The sequence below is a fragment of the Streptomyces sp. Ncost-T10-10d genome, assembly GCF_900091955.1.
In the GTDB taxonomy this organism is placed as follows: domain Bacteria; phylum Actinomycetota; class Actinomycetes; order Streptomycetales; family Streptomycetaceae; genus Streptomyces.
In genome coordinates, this window is sequence record NZ_FMDF01000100.1 from 61,832 (window position 1) to 79,808 (window position 17,977).

Annotated in this window: 19 protein-coding genes and 1 pseudogene; 7 read left to right on the forward strand and 13 right to left on the reverse strand. The window is 69.3% G+C overall.

Features of this window, described 5'->3' with window-relative positions:
• Window positions 1–12: 12 nt before the first annotated feature.
• Window positions 13–501: a GNAT family N-acetyltransferase gene (locus tag GA0115254_RS15420; RefSeq protein ID WP_093895853.1), complete on the reverse strand. Its 489-nt coding sequence runs from the start codon at window positions 499–501 to the stop codon at window positions 13–15.
• Complete coding sequence (locus GA0115254_RS47575; protein ID WP_176740135.1) at window positions 476–805, reverse strand: hypothetical protein; 330 nt, start codon at window positions 803–805, stop codon at window positions 476–478. Before GA0115254_RS47575 ends, GA0115254_RS15420 begins: the two co-directional genes overlap by 26 nt.
• Before the next feature lie 33 nt (window positions 806–838).
• On the opposite strand from GA0115254_RS47575, the gene GA0115254_RS15430 reads away from it, so the two are divergent.
• Complete coding sequence (locus GA0115254_RS15430) at window positions 839–1,513, forward strand: rhomboid-like protein (RefSeq protein WP_093895854.1); 675 nt, start codon at window positions 839–841, stop codon at window positions 1,511–1,513.
• A 63-nt stretch (window positions 1,514–1,576) separates the two neighbouring features.
• Window positions 1,577–2,986, forward strand: a complete 1,410-nt coding sequence (locus tag GA0115254_RS15435) for an NAD(P)/FAD-dependent oxidoreductase (RefSeq protein WP_093895855.1) — start codon at window positions 1,577–1,579, stop codon at window positions 2,984–2,986.
• 78 nt (window positions 2,987–3,064) lie between these two features.
• On the opposite strand, the gene GA0115254_RS15440 is transcribed toward GA0115254_RS15435, so the two are convergent.
• The 3 genes from GA0115254_RS15440 to GA0115254_RS15450 all read right to left on the reverse strand — a co-directional run bounded on the left by GA0115254_RS15440 (window position 3,065) and on the right by GA0115254_RS15450 (window position 5,662).
• Window positions 3,065–3,427 (reverse strand): DUF7507 domain-containing protein, encoded by a 363-nt coding sequence (locus GA0115254_RS15440; protein WP_176740136.1) that lies wholly within the window; start codon window positions 3,425–3,427, stop codon window positions 3,065–3,067.
• Window positions 3,428–3,474: 47 nt separating this feature from the next.
• Window positions 3,475–3,918, reverse strand: coding sequence for an NUDIX hydrolase (locus GA0115254_RS15445; RefSeq protein ID WP_256102588.1), 444 nt, complete (start codon window positions 3,916–3,918; stop codon window positions 3,475–3,477).
• 244 nt (window positions 3,919–4,162) lie between these two features.
• Window positions 4,163–5,662 carry an MFS transporter gene (locus tag GA0115254_RS15450; protein WP_093895858.1) on the reverse strand — a complete coding sequence of 500 codons (1,500 nt, stop codon included), beginning with the start codon at window positions 5,660–5,662 and terminating at the stop codon, window positions 4,163–4,165.
• Window positions 5,663–5,788: 126 nt separating this feature from the next.
• On the opposite strand from GA0115254_RS15450, the gene GA0115254_RS15455 reads away from it, so the two are divergent.
• The gene (locus GA0115254_RS15455; RefSeq protein ID WP_093895859.1) at window positions 5,789–6,535 is read left to right on the forward strand and encodes a TetR/AcrR family transcriptional regulator; all 747 of its coding nucleotides are present in this window, start codon (window positions 5,789–5,791) and stop codon (window positions 6,533–6,535) included.
• Between the two features lie 118 nt (window positions 6,536–6,653).
• Window positions 6,654–7,049 (forward strand): annotated as a pseudogene (locus tag GA0115254_RS15460) (leucine zipper domain-containing protein); the annotation flags it as partial.
• A gap of 188 nt (window positions 7,050–7,237) precedes the next feature.
• On the opposite strand, the gene GA0115254_RS15465 reads toward GA0115254_RS15460, so the two are convergent.
• Window positions 7,238–7,603 (reverse strand): hypothetical protein, encoded by a 366-nt coding sequence (locus GA0115254_RS15465; protein WP_141720833.1) that lies wholly within the window; start codon window positions 7,601–7,603, stop codon window positions 7,238–7,240.
• A gap of 1,015 nt (window positions 7,604–8,618) precedes the next feature.
• On the opposite strand from GA0115254_RS15465, the gene GA0115254_RS15470 reads away from it, so the two are divergent.
• Entirely contained in the window at window positions 8,619–9,230 is a 612-nt protein-coding gene (locus tag GA0115254_RS15470; protein ID WP_093895861.1) for a hypothetical protein, read from the forward strand.
• A gap of 368 nt (window positions 9,231–9,598) precedes the next feature.
• Window positions 9,599–10,159 (forward strand): hypothetical protein, encoded by a 561-nt coding sequence (locus GA0115254_RS15475; protein ID WP_093895862.1) that lies wholly within the window; start codon window positions 9,599–9,601, stop codon window positions 10,157–10,159.
• A 382-nt stretch (window positions 10,160–10,541) separates the two neighbouring features.
• On the opposite strand, the gene GA0115254_RS15480 is transcribed toward GA0115254_RS15475, so the two are convergent.
• From GA0115254_RS15480 to GA0115254_RS15500, 5 genes are all read right to left on the reverse strand, one after another.
• Entirely contained in the window at window positions 10,542–11,066 is a 525-nt protein-coding gene (locus GA0115254_RS15480) for a Pycsar system effector family protein (protein ID WP_256102589.1), read from the reverse strand.
• Window positions 11,063–11,971 (reverse strand): hypothetical protein, encoded by a 909-nt coding sequence (locus GA0115254_RS15485; protein WP_256102590.1) that lies wholly within the window; start codon window positions 11,969–11,971, stop codon window positions 11,063–11,065. The genes GA0115254_RS15480 and GA0115254_RS15485 overlap by 4 nt, the downstream gene beginning before the upstream one ends.
• Before the next feature lie 151 nt (window positions 11,972–12,122).
• Window positions 12,123–14,051, reverse strand: a complete 1,929-nt coding sequence (locus tag GA0115254_RS15490; protein WP_093895863.1) for a hypothetical protein — start codon at window positions 14,049–14,051, stop codon at window positions 12,123–12,125.
• Window positions 14,048–14,956: a hypothetical protein gene (locus GA0115254_RS15495; protein WP_093895864.1), complete on the reverse strand. Its 909-nt coding sequence runs from the start codon at window positions 14,954–14,956 to the stop codon at window positions 14,048–14,050. The genes GA0115254_RS15490 and GA0115254_RS15495 overlap by 4 nt, the downstream gene beginning before the upstream one ends.
• Before the next feature lie 169 nt (window positions 14,957–15,125).
• Window positions 15,126–15,812 (reverse strand): Crp/Fnr family transcriptional regulator, encoded by a 687-nt coding sequence (locus GA0115254_RS15500; protein WP_093895865.1) that lies wholly within the window; start codon window positions 15,810–15,812, stop codon window positions 15,126–15,128.
• Between the two features lie 376 nt (window positions 15,813–16,188).
• On the opposite strand from GA0115254_RS15500, the gene GA0115254_RS15505 reads away from it, so the two are divergent.
• Window positions 16,189–16,752 (forward strand): HD domain-containing protein, encoded by a 564-nt coding sequence (locus GA0115254_RS15505; RefSeq protein ID WP_093895866.1) that lies wholly within the window; start codon window positions 16,189–16,191, stop codon window positions 16,750–16,752.
• Here GA0115254_RS15505 and GA0115254_RS15510 read toward each other — a convergent pair.
• Window positions 16,740–17,207 carry an NUDIX hydrolase gene (locus GA0115254_RS15510; protein WP_093895867.1) on the reverse strand — a complete coding sequence of 156 codons (468 nt, stop codon included), beginning with the start codon at window positions 17,205–17,207 and terminating at the stop codon, window positions 16,740–16,742. The genes GA0115254_RS15505 and GA0115254_RS15510 overlap by 13 nt on opposite strands.
• On the reverse strand, window positions 17,194–17,967 hold the full coding sequence (locus GA0115254_RS15515; RefSeq protein WP_093895908.1) for a helix-turn-helix domain-containing protein: 774 nt from the start codon (window positions 17,965–17,967) through the stop codon (window positions 17,194–17,196). Before GA0115254_RS15515 ends, GA0115254_RS15510 begins: the two co-directional genes overlap by 14 nt.
• Between the last annotated feature and the right edge of the window lie 10 nt (window positions 17,968–17,977).

Here is a 17,977-nt window from a genome sequence, read left to right on the forward strand (position 1 = left end):
CCCGGCGAGGGCCTACTCTCCGCCGGGCCGTTCCCCGAGCTTCGACAACGCCCCGTCCGTCAGCCGGTACACCGTCCACTCGTCCTGCGGCCGCGCGCCCAGCGACTCGTAGAACGAGATGGACGGGGTGTTCCAGTTCAGCACCGACCACTCCAGGCGCTCGTAGCCGCGCTCCACACAGATCCGCGCCAGCTCCGACAGCAGCGCCTTCCCGTGCCCGCCGCCGCGCCGCTCCGGACGTACGTACAGGTCCTCCAGGTAGATGCCGTGCACCCCGCGCCACGTGGAGAAGTTCAGGAACCACAGCGCGAAGCCGACGGCCTCGCCGCCGTCGTCCGACTCGGCGATGTGCGCGTACGCGGCGGGCCGCTCACCGAACAGTGCCTCGTGCAGTTGCTCCTCGGTGGCGTTCGCCTCGTGCAGGACCTTCTCGTAGTCGGCCAGCTCACGGATCATGGCGTGGATGACAGGGACATCAGCGGGGGTAGCGGTACGAATCATGAGGGCAGCGTAGGCACGGGCTCGCACCCCACCGACCCCGCCCCAGCAGCTGCCGTGCGATCTCGGCCTGATCCGGCTCCGGCCGCCGCTCCCCGTCCGTCACAGCCCACAGACCGTTCTGCAGCAGCCGCCCCGGCGGAAGCACCAGCGCGCACAACCCATGGAACGCCTCACCGTCCCGCCGGAGACCCCACCGGTCCAGGAACTCGGCCGCCCGGCGCGGCAGCGCCGCGAGAAAGGCCCGCCCTGCCGCCCCGTTGCACTTGGACCGGGTGTCGATCAGCCCGTCCGGAATGTCGATCACGCGGACGATCGTAGAGCCGTGCATCAATCGGATATGACTCCGAGCAGCCCCGCCCCGCCCACCCGGCCGCGCACCACCGCCGGCTCGTGGATCCGCAGCGTCGGCTCATGGATTCGCAGCGCACCCGGCACCTACATCTGGCTGGCTGCACTCTTCGTCACCGACGTCATCGTCCACCAGATGTCACCGGACTTCGAAGAGGACTTCCTGCGCCAGCACTCGACCAACATCCACGAACTCTCCCGGGACCCCGTACACGTACTGATCAGCAGCGCCTTCTGGACCGACGGCGGCCACTGGGCTCCCTACGCCGTCCTCTACACCGTCTTCCACGCCCCCGCCGAACGCTGGCTCGGCACCCTGCGCTGGCTCGCCGTCGTCATCGCGGCCCATGTCCTCGCCACCCTCGCCAGCGAAGGCGTCCTGGCCTGGGCCATCCGGCACGGACACGTACCGCCGGCCGCCGCCAACACGCTCGATGTCGGGGTCAGTTACGCGCTCGCGGGCGTCGTCGCGGTCCTCACGTACCGCGTCCCGGCGCCCTGGCGGTACGTGTACCTCTTCGCCGTGCTCGTCTTCTACGGCATCCCGCTCATCACCGGCCGCACCTTCACCGACCTCGGCCACTTCACCTCCGTACTCATCGGCCTCGCCTGCTACCCGCTGACCCGGTCCCGGCCGAAGACGAAAACCCCTCCGGCGCAGTAACGTCCCGCCCCAGAGAAAGCACGACCTCAGGCACGGCTTCACACCGGACAAAGCAGGGGCAACATGAGCACCGTCAGCACCGTCAACGGCGGCATATCGTTCTGGTACGCGGACCAAGGAACCCCCATCCCCCGGGAACCCCTCCCCGGCGACGCCACCGCCGACATCTGCATCGTCGGCGGCGGATACACCGGACTGTGGACCGCCTACTACCTCAAGAAGGCCGTCCCCTTCCTCAACATCACCGTCCTCGAAGCCAAGTTCTGCGGCTACGGCGCCTCCGGGCGCAACGGCGGCTGGCTGTACAACGGCATCGCGGGCCGCGACCGCTACGCCAAGCTCCACGGCCACGAGGCCGCCGTCCGTCTCCAGCAGGCGATGAACGACACCGTCGACGAGGTCGTCCGCGTGGCCGCCGAGGAGAACATCGACGCCGACATCCACCAGGGCGGTGTGCTCGAAGTCGCCTACACCCCCGCCCAGCTGGCCCGGCTCAAGGACTTCCACTCCGTCGAGATCGCCTTCGGCGAGAAGGACCGCGTCCTGCGCGGCGCCCGCGAGACCGGCGAACGCATCAACGTCACCGGAGCCGTCGGTTCCACCTGGACCCCGCACGGCGCCCGCCTGCACCCGGTCAAACTCGTCAAGGGCCTCGCCGCGACCGTGGAGGCGCTCGGCGTCACCATCCACGAGTCGACGCCCGTCACCGAGATCGAGCCCAAGCACGCCCACACCCCGTACGGCACCGTCCGCGCCCCGTACATCCTGCGCTGCACCGAGGGCTTCACGGCAAACCTCAAGGGCCAGAGGCGCACCTGGCTCCCCATGAACTCCTCGATGATCGCCACCGAGCCGCTCCCCCGGTCCGTGTGGGACACCATCGGCTGGGACGGCCGCGAAACCCTCGGCGACATGGCCCACGCCTACATGTACGCCCAGCGCACCGCGGACGACCGCATCGCACTCGGCGGCCGCGGCGTCCCGTACCGGTACGGCTCAGGTGCCGCCCACTTCAACGACACGGCGCGCACCCAGCCCGCCACCATCGAGGCCCTCCGCGACATCCTCGTCCGCCTCTTCCCCACCACCGGGGCCGCCCGCATCGACCACGCCTGGTCCGGCGTCCTCGGCGTCCCCCGCGACTGGTGCGCCACCGTCACCCTCGACCGCTCCACCGGCCTCGGCTGGGCCGGCGGTTACGTCGGCTCCGGCGTCGCCACCACCAACCTCGCCGCCCGCACCCTGCGCGACCTGATCCAGCAGGACTCCGGTCAGTCCGGCCCCACGGACCTGACCACGCTGCCCTGGGTCAACCACCGGGTCCGCCGCTGGGAACCGGAACCCTTCCGCTGGCTCGGCGTCCATGGCATGTACGCCGCCTACCGCACCGCCGACCGCCGCGAACTCACCTCGCCCCGCCCCGGCACGGACCCCATCGCGAAAGCCGCGGACCGGCTGTCAGGACGGCACTGACCGGAAACCGGACGGGCACCCGCCACCGGGTGGTGGCGGGTGCCCGTGGTCCGTTCGGTCACCTGTGCGGAGGTCGTGTCACTTCGAGTGGCAGGGTTTCTTGCCGCGGCACGGCTTCGGCTTCGGCTTGGGCTTGGGCTTGGGCTTGGGCTTGGGCTTGGGCTTGCAGTGCTTGGCATCGGCGTCGGCGACCCGGTAGGTGCCGGTACAGGTGGTGCTGTCGCCGGACTGCCCGGCCGGGGCGAGCGTGGTCGCCCCGCAGATCACACGGGCCACCCGGTCGTCGGTGACCCCGACCCCCGTCAGCTCCTGGGAACCGGTGTTGGTGACGGTGTACGTGTACGTCACCTTCTCGCCCACCCGGTACACGCGGGTGTCGTCGGCCGACTTCTCCAGCCGGACCCCGGTCACGGCCGGCGGCAACGGATCGACCGATCGCACGGCCGAACCGGGAACCGGAACGCCTGACGGCTCACCTGCGCCCGACCTCAATCGGGCCCCGGCCGACCGATGCCCCGCTGTGCACCGATCATCCCGAGACCGTCGATCGCGGCCGGGGACAGCGTCGAGTCCTTCAGGCCCGACAGGGGCATCCAGGTCACTGCGCTCGTGGAGTCATCGGCCTTGGTGACCGTCAGCGGGCCGGGCTTGAGTTCGGCGATGTAGAAGAGCCCCACCAGGTTCCAGCTGATCCCGAGCCGGGTGGCCGTGTACGCCCGCGCGTCCACCAGGCGGGCGTCAAGGAGTTCGAGGCCGGTCTCCTCGTGCAACTCGCGTGCCAGCGTCTCCCGTGGCTGCTCGCCCGGATCGATTCCGCCGCCCGGCAGGTGCCACAGCCCGGGCTCGAAGACCGGTGAGGAATCGGAGAGTTGGGTCAACAGCAGTTGGTCCTGCACGGTGGCGACGGCATAAGCCGATACACGCGAACGCACGTGACTGTTCACTGTGCCCCTCCGGTTTTCAGGCTCTGCGGCCTCGACCGCCCAGTGCCGGGCAATCTATCGACCGTGCGCCGAGAGGATGTGGGCGGGCTCCACAGGGCAGCGAAGGTGAACCACCCTTCGCAGAGGACATGTTGATCCGACTGCGGGCCGATCGCCACCTGCCGGCCCGGTCGGCGCACCGGCAACGGAAGAAGGCCGGCGCCCTCCCGGGGCACCGGCCTTCTTCGCGAGGTCAGGCGATGAGTTCGGGCTCCTCGGCCTGGGCTGCGGCGGGCTCGGGCTTGGTGTCGCGCATGACCAGGGTGGCCAGGAGGGCCGCGGCGAGGACGCCGATCGCGCTGATGGTGAAGGTGGTCGACATCGAGGCGGTGAAGGCTTCCCGGGCGGCCCGGACCAGTCCGGTGTCGCCGTTGGCGGCGGCCAGCGCACCGGCGATCGACTGCTTGGCCTGCCCGGGCGCGTCGGCGGGCATCTCGCTGCGGAAACCGCTCGTCAGGAGCGAGCCGAGGATCGCGATGCCGAGCGCGGCGCCGGCCTGCTGGATGGTGTCGTTCAGCGCCGAGCCGACGCCGGCCTTCTCCGCCGGGATGGTACCCATCAACGCACCGACCGCAGCCGGCATCGCGAGACCGGCGCCGAGGCCGAGCAGTCCGAGCGCGACCGCCGGGACGGTGAAACCGGAGTCTGCCGAGACGGTGGTCAGCAACGCGAAGGAAGAGGCCATGACGAGCATCCCGCCCAGCACCAGGAAGCGGTTGCCGATCTTCGCGGCGAGCCCGGCACCGGCGCCGTTGCCGATCAGCGCGGCGACGGCCAGCGGCACGAACGCGAGGCCCGCCTTGACCGGCGAATAGCCGAGCACGAACTGCAGGTACTGGGTGAGCACCAGCAGCAGGCCGCCGTTGCCGATCTGCACGAGGGTCAGCGAGAGCGAACCGCCGCTGAAGTTGCGGTGCTTGAACAGGACCAGCGGCACCATCGGCGCGGGGGTGACGTTCTCCCAGACCACGAACCCGCCGAGGGCGATCACCGCGGCGACCAGCGTGATCGCCGAGCGGCCGCCGAAGGCGCCGTGCTGCGGGAGCTCGATGATCCACCAGATCAGGGCAGTCATACCGACCGCGGACAGCACCGCTCCGATCGGGTCGGGCTTCTGCCAGGGCCCCTTCGACTCCGGCATGAGGACGAGCGCCGCCAGGACGGCGAGCACGACGACCGGGACGTTGATGAAGAAGATCGAGTGCCAGGAGAAGTGGTCGATCAGCACGCCACCGAGCACCGGGCTGCCGACCAGGCCGAGCATCGACACCGAGCCCCACGCCGCCATCGCCCTGGGGCGTTCCTCCTCGTCGAAGACGGTGATGAGGATCGACAGCGTCGAGGGCATGATCAGCGCCCCGCCCACGCCCATCGTGATCCGCGCCGCGATCACCTCGCCGGGGTTCGCGCAGAAGGTCGCGGCCAGCGACGCCACCCCGAAGAGCAACAGGCCGATGATCATGATCTTCCGGCGGCCGAAGCGGTCGCCGAGGCTGCCGGAGGTGAGCAGGAGCCCGGCGAAGACCAGGATGTAGGAGTCGAGGATCCACTGGATGTCCTGGGCGCTCGCGCCGATGTCCTCGGTCATCGACGGCACCGCGACGGTCAGCGCCATGCTGTCGACCACCAGGACCAGCGTGCTGAGGCACAGCACGATGAGGATCCACCAGCGGCGCGGATTGCGGGTTTCCATGGGATTTCCTCTCGGGCTGCGCACGACGTTCCTTCGTTGCGAACACTGTACGCATGCGAGTACGACGTTCGCAAGAACCTATTCCTGTACGCTGAATGCGAACGCTGTACGCCTTGAAGGAGGGTCATGGCCGCCAAGACGAACCCGATCCCGTCCGTGTGGGCCCGGCAGCAGCCCGCGCCCGACCAGCCCGCACTCAGCCGGGCCGCGATCGTCCGCGAGGCGATCGCCATGCTGGACGCCGAGGGCATCGAGGCGCTGAGCATGCGCAAGCTCGGCGCCCGCCTGAACGCCGGCGCGACCTCCCTCTACCGGCACGTCGCGACCAAGGACGAGCTGATGGAACTCGCGGTGGACGAGGTCGCCGCCGAGATCGTCGTCCCCTCTCCGGACATCGTCCGGGGAGACCCCGAGGCCGGCAGCCCCGACTGGCGCGCCGCCGCCACCGAGGCCGCCCGGTCCTTCCGGGCGACCGCCCTGCGCCACCCGTGGCTGTCCTCGGTCCTCGGCCAGGCGGGCCTCGCCTACCTCGGCCCCAACCTCATGTCCTTCTCCGAGCGACTGGCCGCCCTGTTCACGGCCGCCGGCTTTCCCGAGCCGAGCCGCGCGATCGACACCGTCCTGTCCTACGTCATCGGTATGAGCACCACGGAGGCGGCCTGGCTCACCACGGTCGCCCGCTCCGGCGAGACCGAGGCCGCCTTCATCGCCCGACTCATGCCTGCCGCCCAGCAGGCCGCAGCCGGCCACGACCACCTCACCGACGCCTACGCCGAGCCCCCGGCCGCCGACCCCGCAGAGATCCGCGAAACCAAGTTCGCCTACGGCCTGGAGGTCGTTCTCGACGGCCTGTCGATGCGCCTCCCGCACTAGCTGTTCTGTCCATGGCGGTGGGTGACGGGGTTCACGGTCGAGTGATCTCGACATGGGTGAGGGGGCCTTCTGGCCCGGTGTGGATGGCGACATCTGCACCGGCGGCCGGAAGGGCCTCATGCCTCACCGTGATGCACCCCTGACCGAGACCGGTCGCGCCTGCGCCCGGCCCGCTGTGTGGTCGAGGAGGGCCGGCGCTGCGGCGGACTGCCGAGCGCTTCCGGGTCTCGCCCACAACGGACCGGCGTCGGGCGGACCGTTACCGGCCTTTCGGTGAGGCGGGCATGACGGACCGTTCGAGCCGTCCGCACGCGAGCCCGCGCCGCACTCCGACCCGGACCGGACGGCGGATCATCACGGTCCGGCTCCTGCACCAATGGGGACCGGCCGGCCCTTGCGCCGCTACGAACGCGACCGGCCCGGTGAACCGGTCCACGTGGACATCAAGAAGCTCGACAACATCCCCGACTGCGGCGGCCACAGAGCGCTCGTGTCGACCGGCAGTGATCGCGATCGACATGGGCTCTCGGCCCTGCCCGACAGCCGGATGCAGCCGCCGCCGGGCCCATACGAGCGGTCGACCGGGCCCCCGACCGCCGGCAACAGCGGCTCCACCACAGCCCACTGCTCGTCAGCCGGCTCTCCAAGCACCACGAACCAGGATCACTTCCTATAGGGATCCGGTTTCGATGCACGCCCTGCTCAGCACGGCACATCGCCACCGCACCGCCACAGGGTGTCCCGGTCCGCGTAGACGTTGGCGCGGGGCGAGAACGCGTGGCCGATCCACTCCTGTCCGTCGCCTGCGGCAATGTACGCCTCCGCCTGATAGGCCAGCGGAGCGTCCTGACGTGCCGTCTCGCAGTGGGCCGGATCGGTCGTGAATGTGGCGCCCGGTTCAACGGTGGTGTGCGTCATGGCAGGCCCGGGTTCACAGGTGTGAGCCACTCCTGCCCAGGAGCCACTCACCTTGACCGTGACTTTCACGGCGGAAGCTGTGGGGTTGTCGACCTCGATGGCGAAAGCGACCTTGTCGCTCTGCACCCGCGCGCAGGCGCGCAGTTGCACACCGGACGGACCGGCTTTGGGCGGAGAGCAGCGACTGTCTCCCCCAACGCGTCACTGGACGGGGCGGGTGTTCCTGCGGGCGGTGCCGCTGAGCCGGAGGAGGACCCGGTCTGATCACCGTTCCCGGTCGACCCGGACCATCCCTTCCCAGCGATCACCAGGACGGTCAACAGGCCGACAGCCACAGTGATGGCGATGAGCCGCTTCCACGAGCTGGGGGCGGCAGGGACAGCAGGGTCTGCGGGCTCCGGCGGGACAGGTCTGCCGGCGGCGGGATGCTCGCTGTCCTCGCTCAGGACGACCGGGGCGGTGGACCCGATTGCCGGGGCCGGCGTAGGCATGTCGTCAGCGGGAACGAGCGGTGGGCCGGGGGGCTCGGGAGAGGGCGCCGAAGCAGTCGGCCCCGGCGCGCTGGGCCGCTCCGGGGCCCTGAGCGCGTTGACTACTGCGCTACGCCATTGATGGCCTTTGATCTTGTACAGCTGGGCCTTGTGGGACTCGATCCGTTTGGCGATCCCCATCAGTCGCCGGCGTTGGGACGCTGCGTCGACCGGGAAGGTCGCCACGATCCAGGTGGTGTCCTGGATGGTCGGTACACGGCCGGATCTCTTGTTCTCACCGAGCAGCTGATTGCGGCCGAGCAGCCAATGCCCGAGAAGAGGATTGTCGATCTTCGGGTCCGCGTCCCGCAGCCGGGCGACCAGTCCCGGACGGGAGGGTCCAGACCCCTCCAGCACCTCTTGCAGGCACTCGCTCCACTCGTCCAGGGCCTGGACGAGGGCGTACGCCAACTCCTCGAAGGACGCCCCCGGTTCCGCCACCACTGGTTCCCCTCCTGCCCAAAGCTTGCACTGCGCTGGTGAAACAGCAGGTCAAAGCTTGTGCACCTTGCACTGCAAGCGCCTGCCGGACAAAGGATCTGGAGCGGGCTTCCAGCGTTCAGGAGAGTGGATCGCGGCGGACGGGAACGAGCTGATCCGCCTTCAATCCACCTATGCAGCAACGGAGTCCTGCCATGAACCGATCGACGACCCGAAAGCATCGCACACTCCTGACCCTCCTCGCGGCCGTGTTGTCGGCGACCGCCGTACCGATGGTCGCCCCAGTCGCAGCCGAGGCCGCCGCCGCGGGCGGCCGGGTGTGCCTCGTCCTGGCGCCCAACTCCGTCGACCTCGACGGCCGCGGGCCGGCCGCACCGGTCGGGCACATCGGCTGGGCCTTCCGCAACGGCACCGGCAGCACCTGGACCTACGGGGCCACCGAGGGCGACACCGGCCGGCCCAAGTCGACCTTCATCACGACCGGCTCCTGGAGCAGGATGCTCCACAACTTCAGGACCAGGCACACCGGCAAGCAGCGCTACGTGAAGTACCGGTGCCTCAACACGCCCGCTGCCGACGTGGCCAAGGCGCAGCGGTCGGCCCGCACCAGCGCGAGCAACGGCTACAACCTGGCCCGGAACAACTGCCTGACCAAAAGCGTGGACATCTTCCACGCCTACAGCCCATGGCTGAACAACACGCGGCACCTGCCCGACCCGAAGCCCTACGGCATCTCCCTCACCCCCAACCACTACTACAACAACGCGCTGCCCAAGGCCGGGTGGAGCGGCACCGTAAACCTGTGACCCCACCACCTGCCGGCCAGAGACATCCGACCGCCGACAAGGCAACGAAATGAGGACTCACCATGTGGAACAAATGCCAGCGCTGCAAGGGCGATGGAAAGTGCACCACCTGTGACGGATCCGGCTTCCGCGGCGTGTGGAAGTGCGACAGCTGCCGAGGCAGCGGCGACTGCAAGGCGTGTGACGGTCGCGGCTGACCCTCTCTCCCCCGGGCGTTGATACCGCGCCCGGTCGAGGGCTTCCGCCGGGTGAGCCCGGCGGAAGCCCCACCCCCTGCCCACAAGCCCGGTAACGGTTCGAGCGGCGGCCTCGCACCGGCCGGATCCACATCCGCCCCCGCCACTTCAAGCCCAAGGAGAACGATCCTCATGAACGAGGCGCCTCACTCGGAGCCCGAGCAGAGCAACCTCCCTGGCCGGCAGCCGGGATTCGGCTTCTCCCACATGCCGCCCCGGCCGGGTCACCCTCCGCAGCCTCAGATGTCGCCCGGCTTCGGGTACGTGCAGCAGCCGGGGTACGCCGGCTGCTCCCTGGACATGCCGCAGCGGGTCAAGGCCGCTCGCATCGTCCTGTTCCTGCTGACGGGCTTCCTGATCATTCTGGGCCTGGCCGCGCTCGCTCAGGCCGAGGCAGCGCAGAGCGCTCTCGACCCTTACAGCGGATCTCCGGGGTTCATGGCCCCCGCTGTGCACGAGGCGGAGCAGGAGGCGGCTGCACACATGGTGGTCGCGCAGTCCGGGATGCTCTGGGATGTCATCTACGGCGCCTGGCTCTGCGTGGTCGGCACCTTCGCTCTCGGCCTCACTGCCAGCATCGCCCCCGCCACCAACGTCATGGCAGCCCTCGTAGAGCCGGCCGCCGGTGTTCTGCTGATCGTCTTCATGGTTCAGAAGGACGGCGTGACCTGGTTCAGCCGCCCACGCCACTGAGCGCAGCGGGGACGAGGCCGAACCGCGTCGAGCTTTGGTCCTTCCCTACCCCACCGCTGCACGCCGGAGGGGTTGCCCCAGCAGGAGCGGCGCCGCAGGTCGTCCACCACGGCCGCACCGGCTCCTGCATGGCACGCGTGAGCGGGCATGGTCCAGGGCTCGGGAGATCGTCTCCCGCGCAGCGGCCACGACGGTTTGGAGAGCGCGACGCCCCTGCCCTGAGCAAACGAAAAGGCCAGGTCACGAACTATGTGACCTGGCCTTCTCCGGAGCCCCCTGTCGGATTCGAACCGACGACCTACGCATTACAAGTCCCGGCAGGGTCCTGCCTGTACGTCCATCAGCTTCCGCGCTAGTCCAGAAATGCCTGGTCCGAAGTGCCTCAGACGCCGGAGAACATCGCCGCGCTCACGGCCGTGACTGCTGGCAGCAGCATGAGGACGGCGCCGTGCACGCATCTGTTCTTGGTACGGGCGATGCGGCTGGTTACTGTCAGGGCGCGGAACAGGCGGGGGTGCGGATCGGAGCTGCTCAGGAGAAGTCCGGACGACAGTTCCGCACGCTTCTCCGCCCGGACCACGTCCTCGTAGTAGGCGAGGATGCGGGAGCTCTCCCTGATTCTCGGTCCGTGGCGGGGCAGCAGCGCCGCCAGGAGAAACAGCAGGGCTACGGTCGTGGTGACCGCCGCCGTCCACCACAGCGGGTGGGGCCAGGAGGTGCCGGGCGGGCGGCGGATCAGGAGGAGTCCGAGCAGCGATCCCCCGGTGGCGAGCAGGACGGCGGCCTTGCCGTCCGCCCGGCCTATCTCAATGTGGTTCTGAGCGATCAGCTCGCGTGACAGTTCCACCACGTCCGCCGGATCGGCCCCTTGCGGCGGGCGGCGGGCGAAGGGCAGGCGGGGGATCACCGGTGATCCCCGTACGGGCCGTTCCCGTCCTCCGCCGCGTCGGTGTGGCCGATTCTGCGCAGAATCTCGTCGCCCTGCGGGACCCCCACGTCACTCAGGACGCGCGCCAGGTTGACGCCGACGAAGCCCCGGTCCTCAGGTGTCAGTGACTGAAGCGTCGCCGCGAGGGTGCGTTCCCAGCCGTCCCGGTCGGAGAGGAGATTGCGGTGAGTCACCGTCCAGTCGAGCACGTCCCTCGCCTGTTCCGGCTGGTGCAGGAGCCAGAGGGCCGCCAGGCCGACGGGACCGCCCGCGACAACCTCCCGGTAGAAGCGGTACGCCTCGCGGTGGGCTTCGCCGAAGCCCGGCGGAAGGGTGGGTTCCGCACCGGTGCCGGGGGTAGGCAGAAGCGCGGCCGGAGGGTCCAGGAACCAGTACGTCAGGCCGAAGCCGTCGATCACCTGTGGACGGCCGGGCGGTTCGACCTCGGTCGTACCGAAGTGGGGTGGGGGCTTCCGCAACGGGTCGGCGGTGCCGGGCAACGTGGCGTTCTCGCTGATGTGGCCGACCACCAGGTGTCGGGCCCGTTCCTCGGTTATCCGGTTCCTCGCCGCAATGACCGGGTTGGTGATCTTCCAAGCGACCCCGTAACGGGCAGGGGGTTTCGGCGGCCGGCGCGGGATATCGACCGAAATCCGCCGTTCCGCGAGCGAGACCCACACGATGTCGAAGAAGTCCCCCTGACGCACCGCGCGCGCTGTCGGTCGCGGATAGCCCCAGTAGTCGCCGCCGCGGGGCGGCACCATTCCGTCGGCCCCGTCGTCCGCGAGAAACACCAGGGCGCGGTCCTCCGGGGAGCCGAGGCGTAGGCGGAACAGCTGCCAGGCCGGCGAGGAGTTCAGAGGTGTGATGAGCGGGCCGGTCATGAGGCGAATCCTTCTGCCGGAGAGGCCGTACGGACGCGATGGCGGCGCAGGACGAATCGCATGACGCCACGGTGGCTCCGGGCCGTGCCGGAGAGTGCGGCAAGGAAGTGCGGGAAGGCGGTCCGATGCCGTGGGCCCGGGTCGTTCTCGATCAGTGACAGGCCCGTCGCCGTCGCTTCGTGGGTGGCAGGGTCGTCCAGGGCTGTGACCACGAGGTCGAAGGCACGCTCGGGGTGGTCCACGAGCAGGTCGGCGAGACGCACGCGCCGTACGCCCGGCGCGCCGGGCCGGGGAAGGCCGTCAGGCTCATCGATTCGATGACGTGAACCGCCAGGGCGTGACGCTGTGTGCCCGGATCGGCTCCCTGCCACTCCCGCAGGCGGTCGAGGACGAGGGTGTGGTTGGTGTCTTCGGAGAGAAGGGTGCTGAGAGCGAAGGACACCGCGGTACGCAATCTGTCCTCCAGGTTCTTGTCTGGTCTATCGAGTGCGGCGTCCAGGAGTTTCAGGGCCACGGCGGGGCGGGCCAGGCCGTAGCTGCCTGCGCAGGTCTCGGCCACGGTGCAGCGGAGGGGGACGGGGGCGGCCCGGCTCCATTGCCGTAACTGATCCCGTACCGCGCCGGTGAGGGCGGGGAACTGGACCATCTCCCCGAGCGCGTAGGCCACCAGACGGCGGCGCCAGCGCTTGTCCGACGCGGCGAAGGGGTACAGCTGGCGCAGAGTGTCCGGGCCGGTCGCGTGGGCCAGTACCTTCCCGATCGCCTGGCCCGCCGCCAGTTCGATGCCGGAGTGGTGGGGAGCCTCGTCCAAGGTCTTCCACAGCAGGGCCGCCATGCCCTCGTAGTCCAGCCACAGGCACCGGAGCAGGGCGTCCGACCGGTGCCGGCCGGAGAAGACGACCGGCTGGACCGGATAGCGCCGCGCCGCCCCGAAACGGGGCGGCAGCAGGCGTGCGCCGACGGCCGCCAGCCGGTCCTCGAAGGCCGGTCCGAGAACGTCGCGCCGCGTCTGCGGCCGCTCCGTAACCGGTCCGTGCGTATCGATGCGCTCCGGTCGCCCGGCCATGACCGGTGCCGGGCCGCCGCGTTCGTCGATGTGGGGGCGCAGAATCGCGCTGAACTCCTCGATGACCGTACGGTCCTGTTCGGACAGCAGCGAGATAGCCGCCATCAGGGAGAGGCTGTCGGCTCGGTGGCTCGATTCCGCCAGCGCTTTGCGGGCCGCCGCGGGGCTGCCGGTCTGCAGATCGTCGAGTACGGACGCGGCGGGCTTCCCCGACACGACGAGATCACGCAGTCCCTCCGCCACTTCGACACCGTCCCGTGGCAATGGGTGGGCGTGCAGATAGCCGGTGAAGTCTGCGGAGGCGAGGTGTCCCAGCGCGTCGGCGCCTTGCTCAGTGGTGAGTTCACCCGCCTCGACCATGGTGTTCATTCGCTTCGTGGTCACCTCGGTCGGCGGCGGCGGGCGGTGCACGACCTGCCAGGGCACCGTGTCGCCGGGAAGCGCCGTCTCCGTCCGCACGGTGACGACCAGATGGGCGCCCGATCGGCGCAGCAGCGCGGCCAGTGCGGTGAGCACGACTTCGCCGAGCGAGGCGGCGGCCGCCGGGGACAGACCCTGGAGCAGATAGCCGCGCCCCTCCTTGGGGCGCCAGCGCGAGAGGTCGTCCGGTGAGTCCAGGCCGGTGATGCCGTCAGCTCCGTACCGTTCTGCCAGCAGTGCGAACGCGGCGGTGCTCGCGCCTGTGCCGCTGTCGGCCCTCAGCATCAGGATGTGGCAGTCCAGCACCTTCCGGCACTGTGCGTAGGCCGGTGGCTCGACGAATCCGCGCAAGCGGGCGTGGACATCGTCCGCAGGGTACGGGCCTTCCCGCAAGCGAGGTTTGACGATGTGGTCCGTGGCGGTCTCGTCGAGCGGGGCGCCGATCATCACGGTGACGTCGCCGGCGATTCCGCCCATGACCGCCATGCCCTGGTCCAGCCGCTGCTGGTTGTCGCGGTAGGAGTCCCTCGGATCCGGTCGGCCGTCGGCGTCCGGACCGTCCGGACCAGGAGAGGTGTCCGCGTCGGCGCTCACCGGTGGTCTCCGGTTCCGCCAACCCGCTTGTCGCCCGCCACGTTGTCGCCGCCGCCCCAGTGCTGGTTGGTGCCGCGGTACGAGGTGGAACCGCCGGTGTACGTGATGTCCCGTCCAACGTTCCCCATCACGGCAGCGCCCTCGCCCACATGCTGCGTGTTGCCGCTGTAGTGCGTGCCGGGCCGCGTCACCGGGTCCTGTTCCTGATCGGTGGATGCGCTGGCCGGTGCTGCGGATTCCTCGCGCGGTCGCACACCGGCCTGTACGAGGTTTCCGGACGGCGACGGGACGTACAGCCATGCCCGCTGCGAGAAGTTCTTTCCCTCCACGGTGGCCGGGACCTCCACACAGCGGTCGGGGTGCAGCCCGGTGTACGCGCCAAGCACGACGTCCTCGTAGACGCGCTGGGAGATGACCGCGGCCAGGTGGGTGACCTGCTCGCTCGCCGCAGCCAGGATGGCCTTGACCGGACGGGAGTCCAGCAGCCGGTGCGTGTCGTTGCGGGCGGTGCCGTTGCCGTCGCTGGCACCGCCCGCGTCCGGCAGCGGCCCGACGTGGACGCTGGCCCGGAGCCGGATGCGAGGGCCCACGCACTGCCTGTTGTACGCGCCGAGGATGTCGTCCAGCACGCCCAGGAACGGCCAGAGGACAAAGGGCAGCAACGCCGGATCGAAGCCGAACACCACGCCGTCCCCGGTGTTGGCCGGAAACCGCTTGGAGTCGCGCAGCTCGTGGAGCTCGGCTCGCTCCAGCGCCTGGTCGACGAGTTCTGGGATCAACTGGCTCACCGGACCGTGCTGCACGGCGGGAAGACCGGTGAAGTCCTTTGCGTCGACGGCGAACAGGGCACGGTAGGGAGGAAGCGGCCGGCTCTCGGTGTACGGGGCGGGAACGGGCGTGGACATGCTTGATCTCCTCGTGGACGGTGGGACGGTGACGAAGCCGGTGGCCGGCTGATTCGAGGTTCCGTCGGTTCGGTCCGTCCGACTGCACAGCGCAGGGCACTCCGCGGGTGTCCCATGTCACAGCGTGGGCGTGCTCAGGCGACGGTTCCCGCTCCCGGCGCGGGCGCGTTCATTCAGCCGGGGACGGCGAGAAGGGTGACGTGGGCGTGGTCCTCGGTGCGGTCGTCGCCCAGTCGCGTAGCGCCTTCATGTCCTTGATGACGATCACTCTGCGGGCCGTCTCCACTGCGCCGGACTCCCTCAGCCGTTGCAGTCCGGTGGTGACCGCGTTGCGGGTCACCCCGGTCGCCTGGGCGATCTCCTCCTGGCTCAGGCCGGTCAGCCGTACGACATCCGATTCGGTGCCGGGCGCGGTGAGTTCGGCAAGGCGCAGGAGTGCCCGCGCCAGCCGGACGACCAAGGGAAGGGTCAACAGTTCGGTGCGGTGAGCGTCGGACTCTCGCAGTCGGGAGAGGGCCTGGCGCATCAAGTCCATGACGAGCCCACGCTGTTCGACAAATCGGCGGAACCGTTCCGCCTCCAGCACGACAGCCGTGCAGGGGGTGAGTGCGACCACTTCCGCCGTGCGCGGGGTGCCGTGGAAGACGGACACCTCGCCCAGCAGGTCGCCCGGCCCCCGGAAGGCCAGCCAGGTCACGACTCCGCCCGGTTCCCGGCACACGACCTTGGCGAGGCCGTCGGTGAGGGCGAGCAGGTGCGTTCCCGCAGAGCCCTGTCTCAGCATCACGCTGCGTTCGCGAAAGCTGCGGGTCGCACCTTGGTCCCGTAGCTCGCGCCACGTCTCGTCCGACAGCACTCGTCGCCTTCCCCGTCCGCCCTGTACGCGGCCTCGCTCTGCCCGTACGCGGCCTCGTCGGCCTCGCCCACCGTCATGATTTCTACGCCGGGCCGGCCGCTCCCGCCGCCAATCGGGCGACCTTGTCCGAGAACGGCTTACGCCGGCACGCCACCACGCAGACACCTGTGCGGGCGAGTGTCGAACAGACCGGCGGCCGGTAGGGGGTCGTTAGGCGGATATCGCTCTGGACGCCGCACGTCGCCAGCGGCATTGCGCCCGATCGGCAGAGGGCCGCCGACGGCTGTCCCGCTCTGTGCTCAGCCTAGGCGAGGGATGGCTCGCTGATCTGTACGGCTGAGACTGTGCCGGGCTGTAGCTGGGCAAGTACCAACCCATGAACGGAACAATGTCGAAGTGGGCACGTGCTGTGGCCGAGGCGGAGTTGAGCGAGCCGCTTCCTCGTAGATGGGCGCACTCACAAGGAGTTGCGCAGCGCGCGGCCGACCTGGCTGGGGTTCTGGGAGACGACGCGGAGCTGCTGGCCTCTGCGGCTGTCTTGCATGATGTGGGCTACGCTCCGCGGCTGGCCGTGACCGGGTTTCATCCGCTGGATGGCGCCCGGTTTCTTCGTGACGTCCATGCTGCGGATGCACGGCTGGTCCGGTTGGTGGCGAACCATTCGTTGGCGTTGCTGGAGGCTGAGGAGCTCGGACTGCGGGACGTGCTGGAGGCCGAGTTTCCGTTGCTGGAGGACCAGCCTCTTGTGGACGCGCTTATCTACTGCGACATGACGACCACGCCCGATGGCGAGATCGCTTCCGTCGAGGCTCGGCTGGCGGAGATCACCGCCCGTTACGGCGCTGACAGTCTGGTGGGGCGATTCATCCGTCGGGCGGCGCCGGACATCCTTGCTGCGGTGCGGCGGGTGGAATCGGCGTTGGTGGCTCAGCCCAGGTAGGGATAGGTGCCGGCGAGGTAGTCGCCGATCTGTTGGCGCATGCTGGGATGGATGTCGTACTGATCCAGGTCGGACGGCTGGATGTAGCGGACACCGTCAGCTTCATCGTTGATAGTGGGCTCGCCGCCCACTGGGCGGCCGATGTACGTGTTCTCGTACTGCTGGCGGATCTCACCGTCGGTGTAAGCCACGATGTGGTTGGGGTTCGTGTAGACCCCCAGGAAGCCCGTGATCTCTGCGATGATGCCGGTCTCTTCGAGGCATTCGCGCACGGCGCACTGTGCCGCCGTCTCGCCGATGTCCTGGGCGCCACCCGGCAGGGCCCATTGGGCTGTGTCTCGACGGCGCTGGAGCAGGATGGCTCCGCTGTCGTCGACGACGAGCAGGTTGTTGGCGGGAATGAGCGTGTTTGCCTTGGGGGCCTTGGGATCGTTGTAGTACTCAGTCCTGCCCATGTGACGAGGGCCCCTCCTGGTCTGGCGTCCAAGGCCGCGCGGTGGCCCAGACAGCTTCGAAACTCTGAGCGTAGTTGTCGAACCACCCAGCAGCATCAACTCTCTTGAGATGGAGCAGAGGGTTGGCACTGGCTGGCTGTCCCCAGACATGCGGGTTGACCAGCAGGTCGTTGTCGTAGCGGAACAGGGAGGTGTAAAGCGTGGTGTCGTGCAGCCTGACCTCGCAGCCCGCCTCGGGCAATAAGGGCCGGTAGTAGGTCAGGGAGGCGCGGATCTTGGCGGCAAGCGCGTCGCCAAGGCCCTCTTCGCGGCCGCGGACAGCCACAGCTCGGCCGCTCGACTCACCGAAGCAGAGCCGCACTTGCACCCCGTCTGCCGCCCGCTCGGCAAGCATCTTCGCGACGTGAGGGTTGGACTGGGCAAAGAACGTGCCGGAGAAGACGAGGACACTGATCTGCTCCTGGGCCCCCTTCAACAGCGAGAGCCACATGTCCCGCGGAACACTGGCCCTGTTCTGGTAGGTCCCGACCAGCTCCAAGCCCGACCCGGAAGTGGGCTGTCCGGCACTCGGCACCGGGGCCGGCCAAAGGAACAGCTCCTCCACACGCAAGTGCTGAGCGGCACGGAATCTGTGGCGCGCGTGGGGAACGCGCCCCCCGAGCCACCGACCGACGGTCTTGGGATCTACCTCACATACTTCAGCAAGTGACTCTGGCGAGAGGCCGCGCTGGGCGAGTACGGAGTGCAGTCGCTCGTTCACAGACGTCATA

Coding starts and splice junctions, on each gene's coding strand:
- GA0115254_RS15420 (WP_093895853.1), bottom strand. CDS start 501: ATGATTCGTACCGCTACCCCCGCTGATGTCCCTGTCATCCACGCCATG.
- GA0115254_RS15430 (WP_093895854.1), top strand. CDS start 839: ATGACTCCGAGCAGCCCCGCCCCGCCCACCCGGCCGCGCACCACCGCC.
- GA0115254_RS15435 (WP_093895855.1), top strand. CDS start 1,577: ATGAGCACCGTCAGCACCGTCAACGGCGGCATATCGTTCTGGTACGCG.
- GA0115254_RS15450 (WP_093895858.1), bottom strand. CDS start 5,662: ATGGAAACCCGCAATCCGCGCCGCTGGTGGATCCTCATCGTGCTGTGC.
- GA0115254_RS15455 (WP_093895859.1), top strand. CDS start 5,789: ATGGCCGCCAAGACGAACCCGATCCCGTCCGTGTGGGCCCGGCAGCAG.
- GA0115254_RS15470 (WP_093895861.1), top strand. CDS start 8,619: ATGAACCGATCGACGACCCGAAAGCATCGCACACTCCTGACCCTCCTC.
- GA0115254_RS15475 (WP_093895862.1), top strand. CDS start 9,599: ATGAACGAGGCGCCTCACTCGGAGCCCGAGCAGAGCAACCTCCCTGGC.
- GA0115254_RS15485 (WP_256102590.1), bottom strand. CDS start 11,971: ATGACCGGCCCGCTCATCACACCTCTGAACTCCTCGCCGGCCTGGCAG.
- GA0115254_RS15495 (WP_093895864.1), bottom strand. CDS start 14,956: ATGTCCACGCCCGTTCCCGCCCCGTACACCGAGAGCCGGCCGCTTCCT.
- GA0115254_RS15505 (WP_093895866.1), top strand. CDS start 16,189: ATGAACGGAACAATGTCGAAGTGGGCACGTGCTGTGGCCGAGGCGGAG.
- GA0115254_RS15510 (WP_093895867.1), bottom strand. CDS start 17,207: ATGGGCAGGACTGAGTACTACAACGATCCCAAGGCCCCCAAGGCAAAC.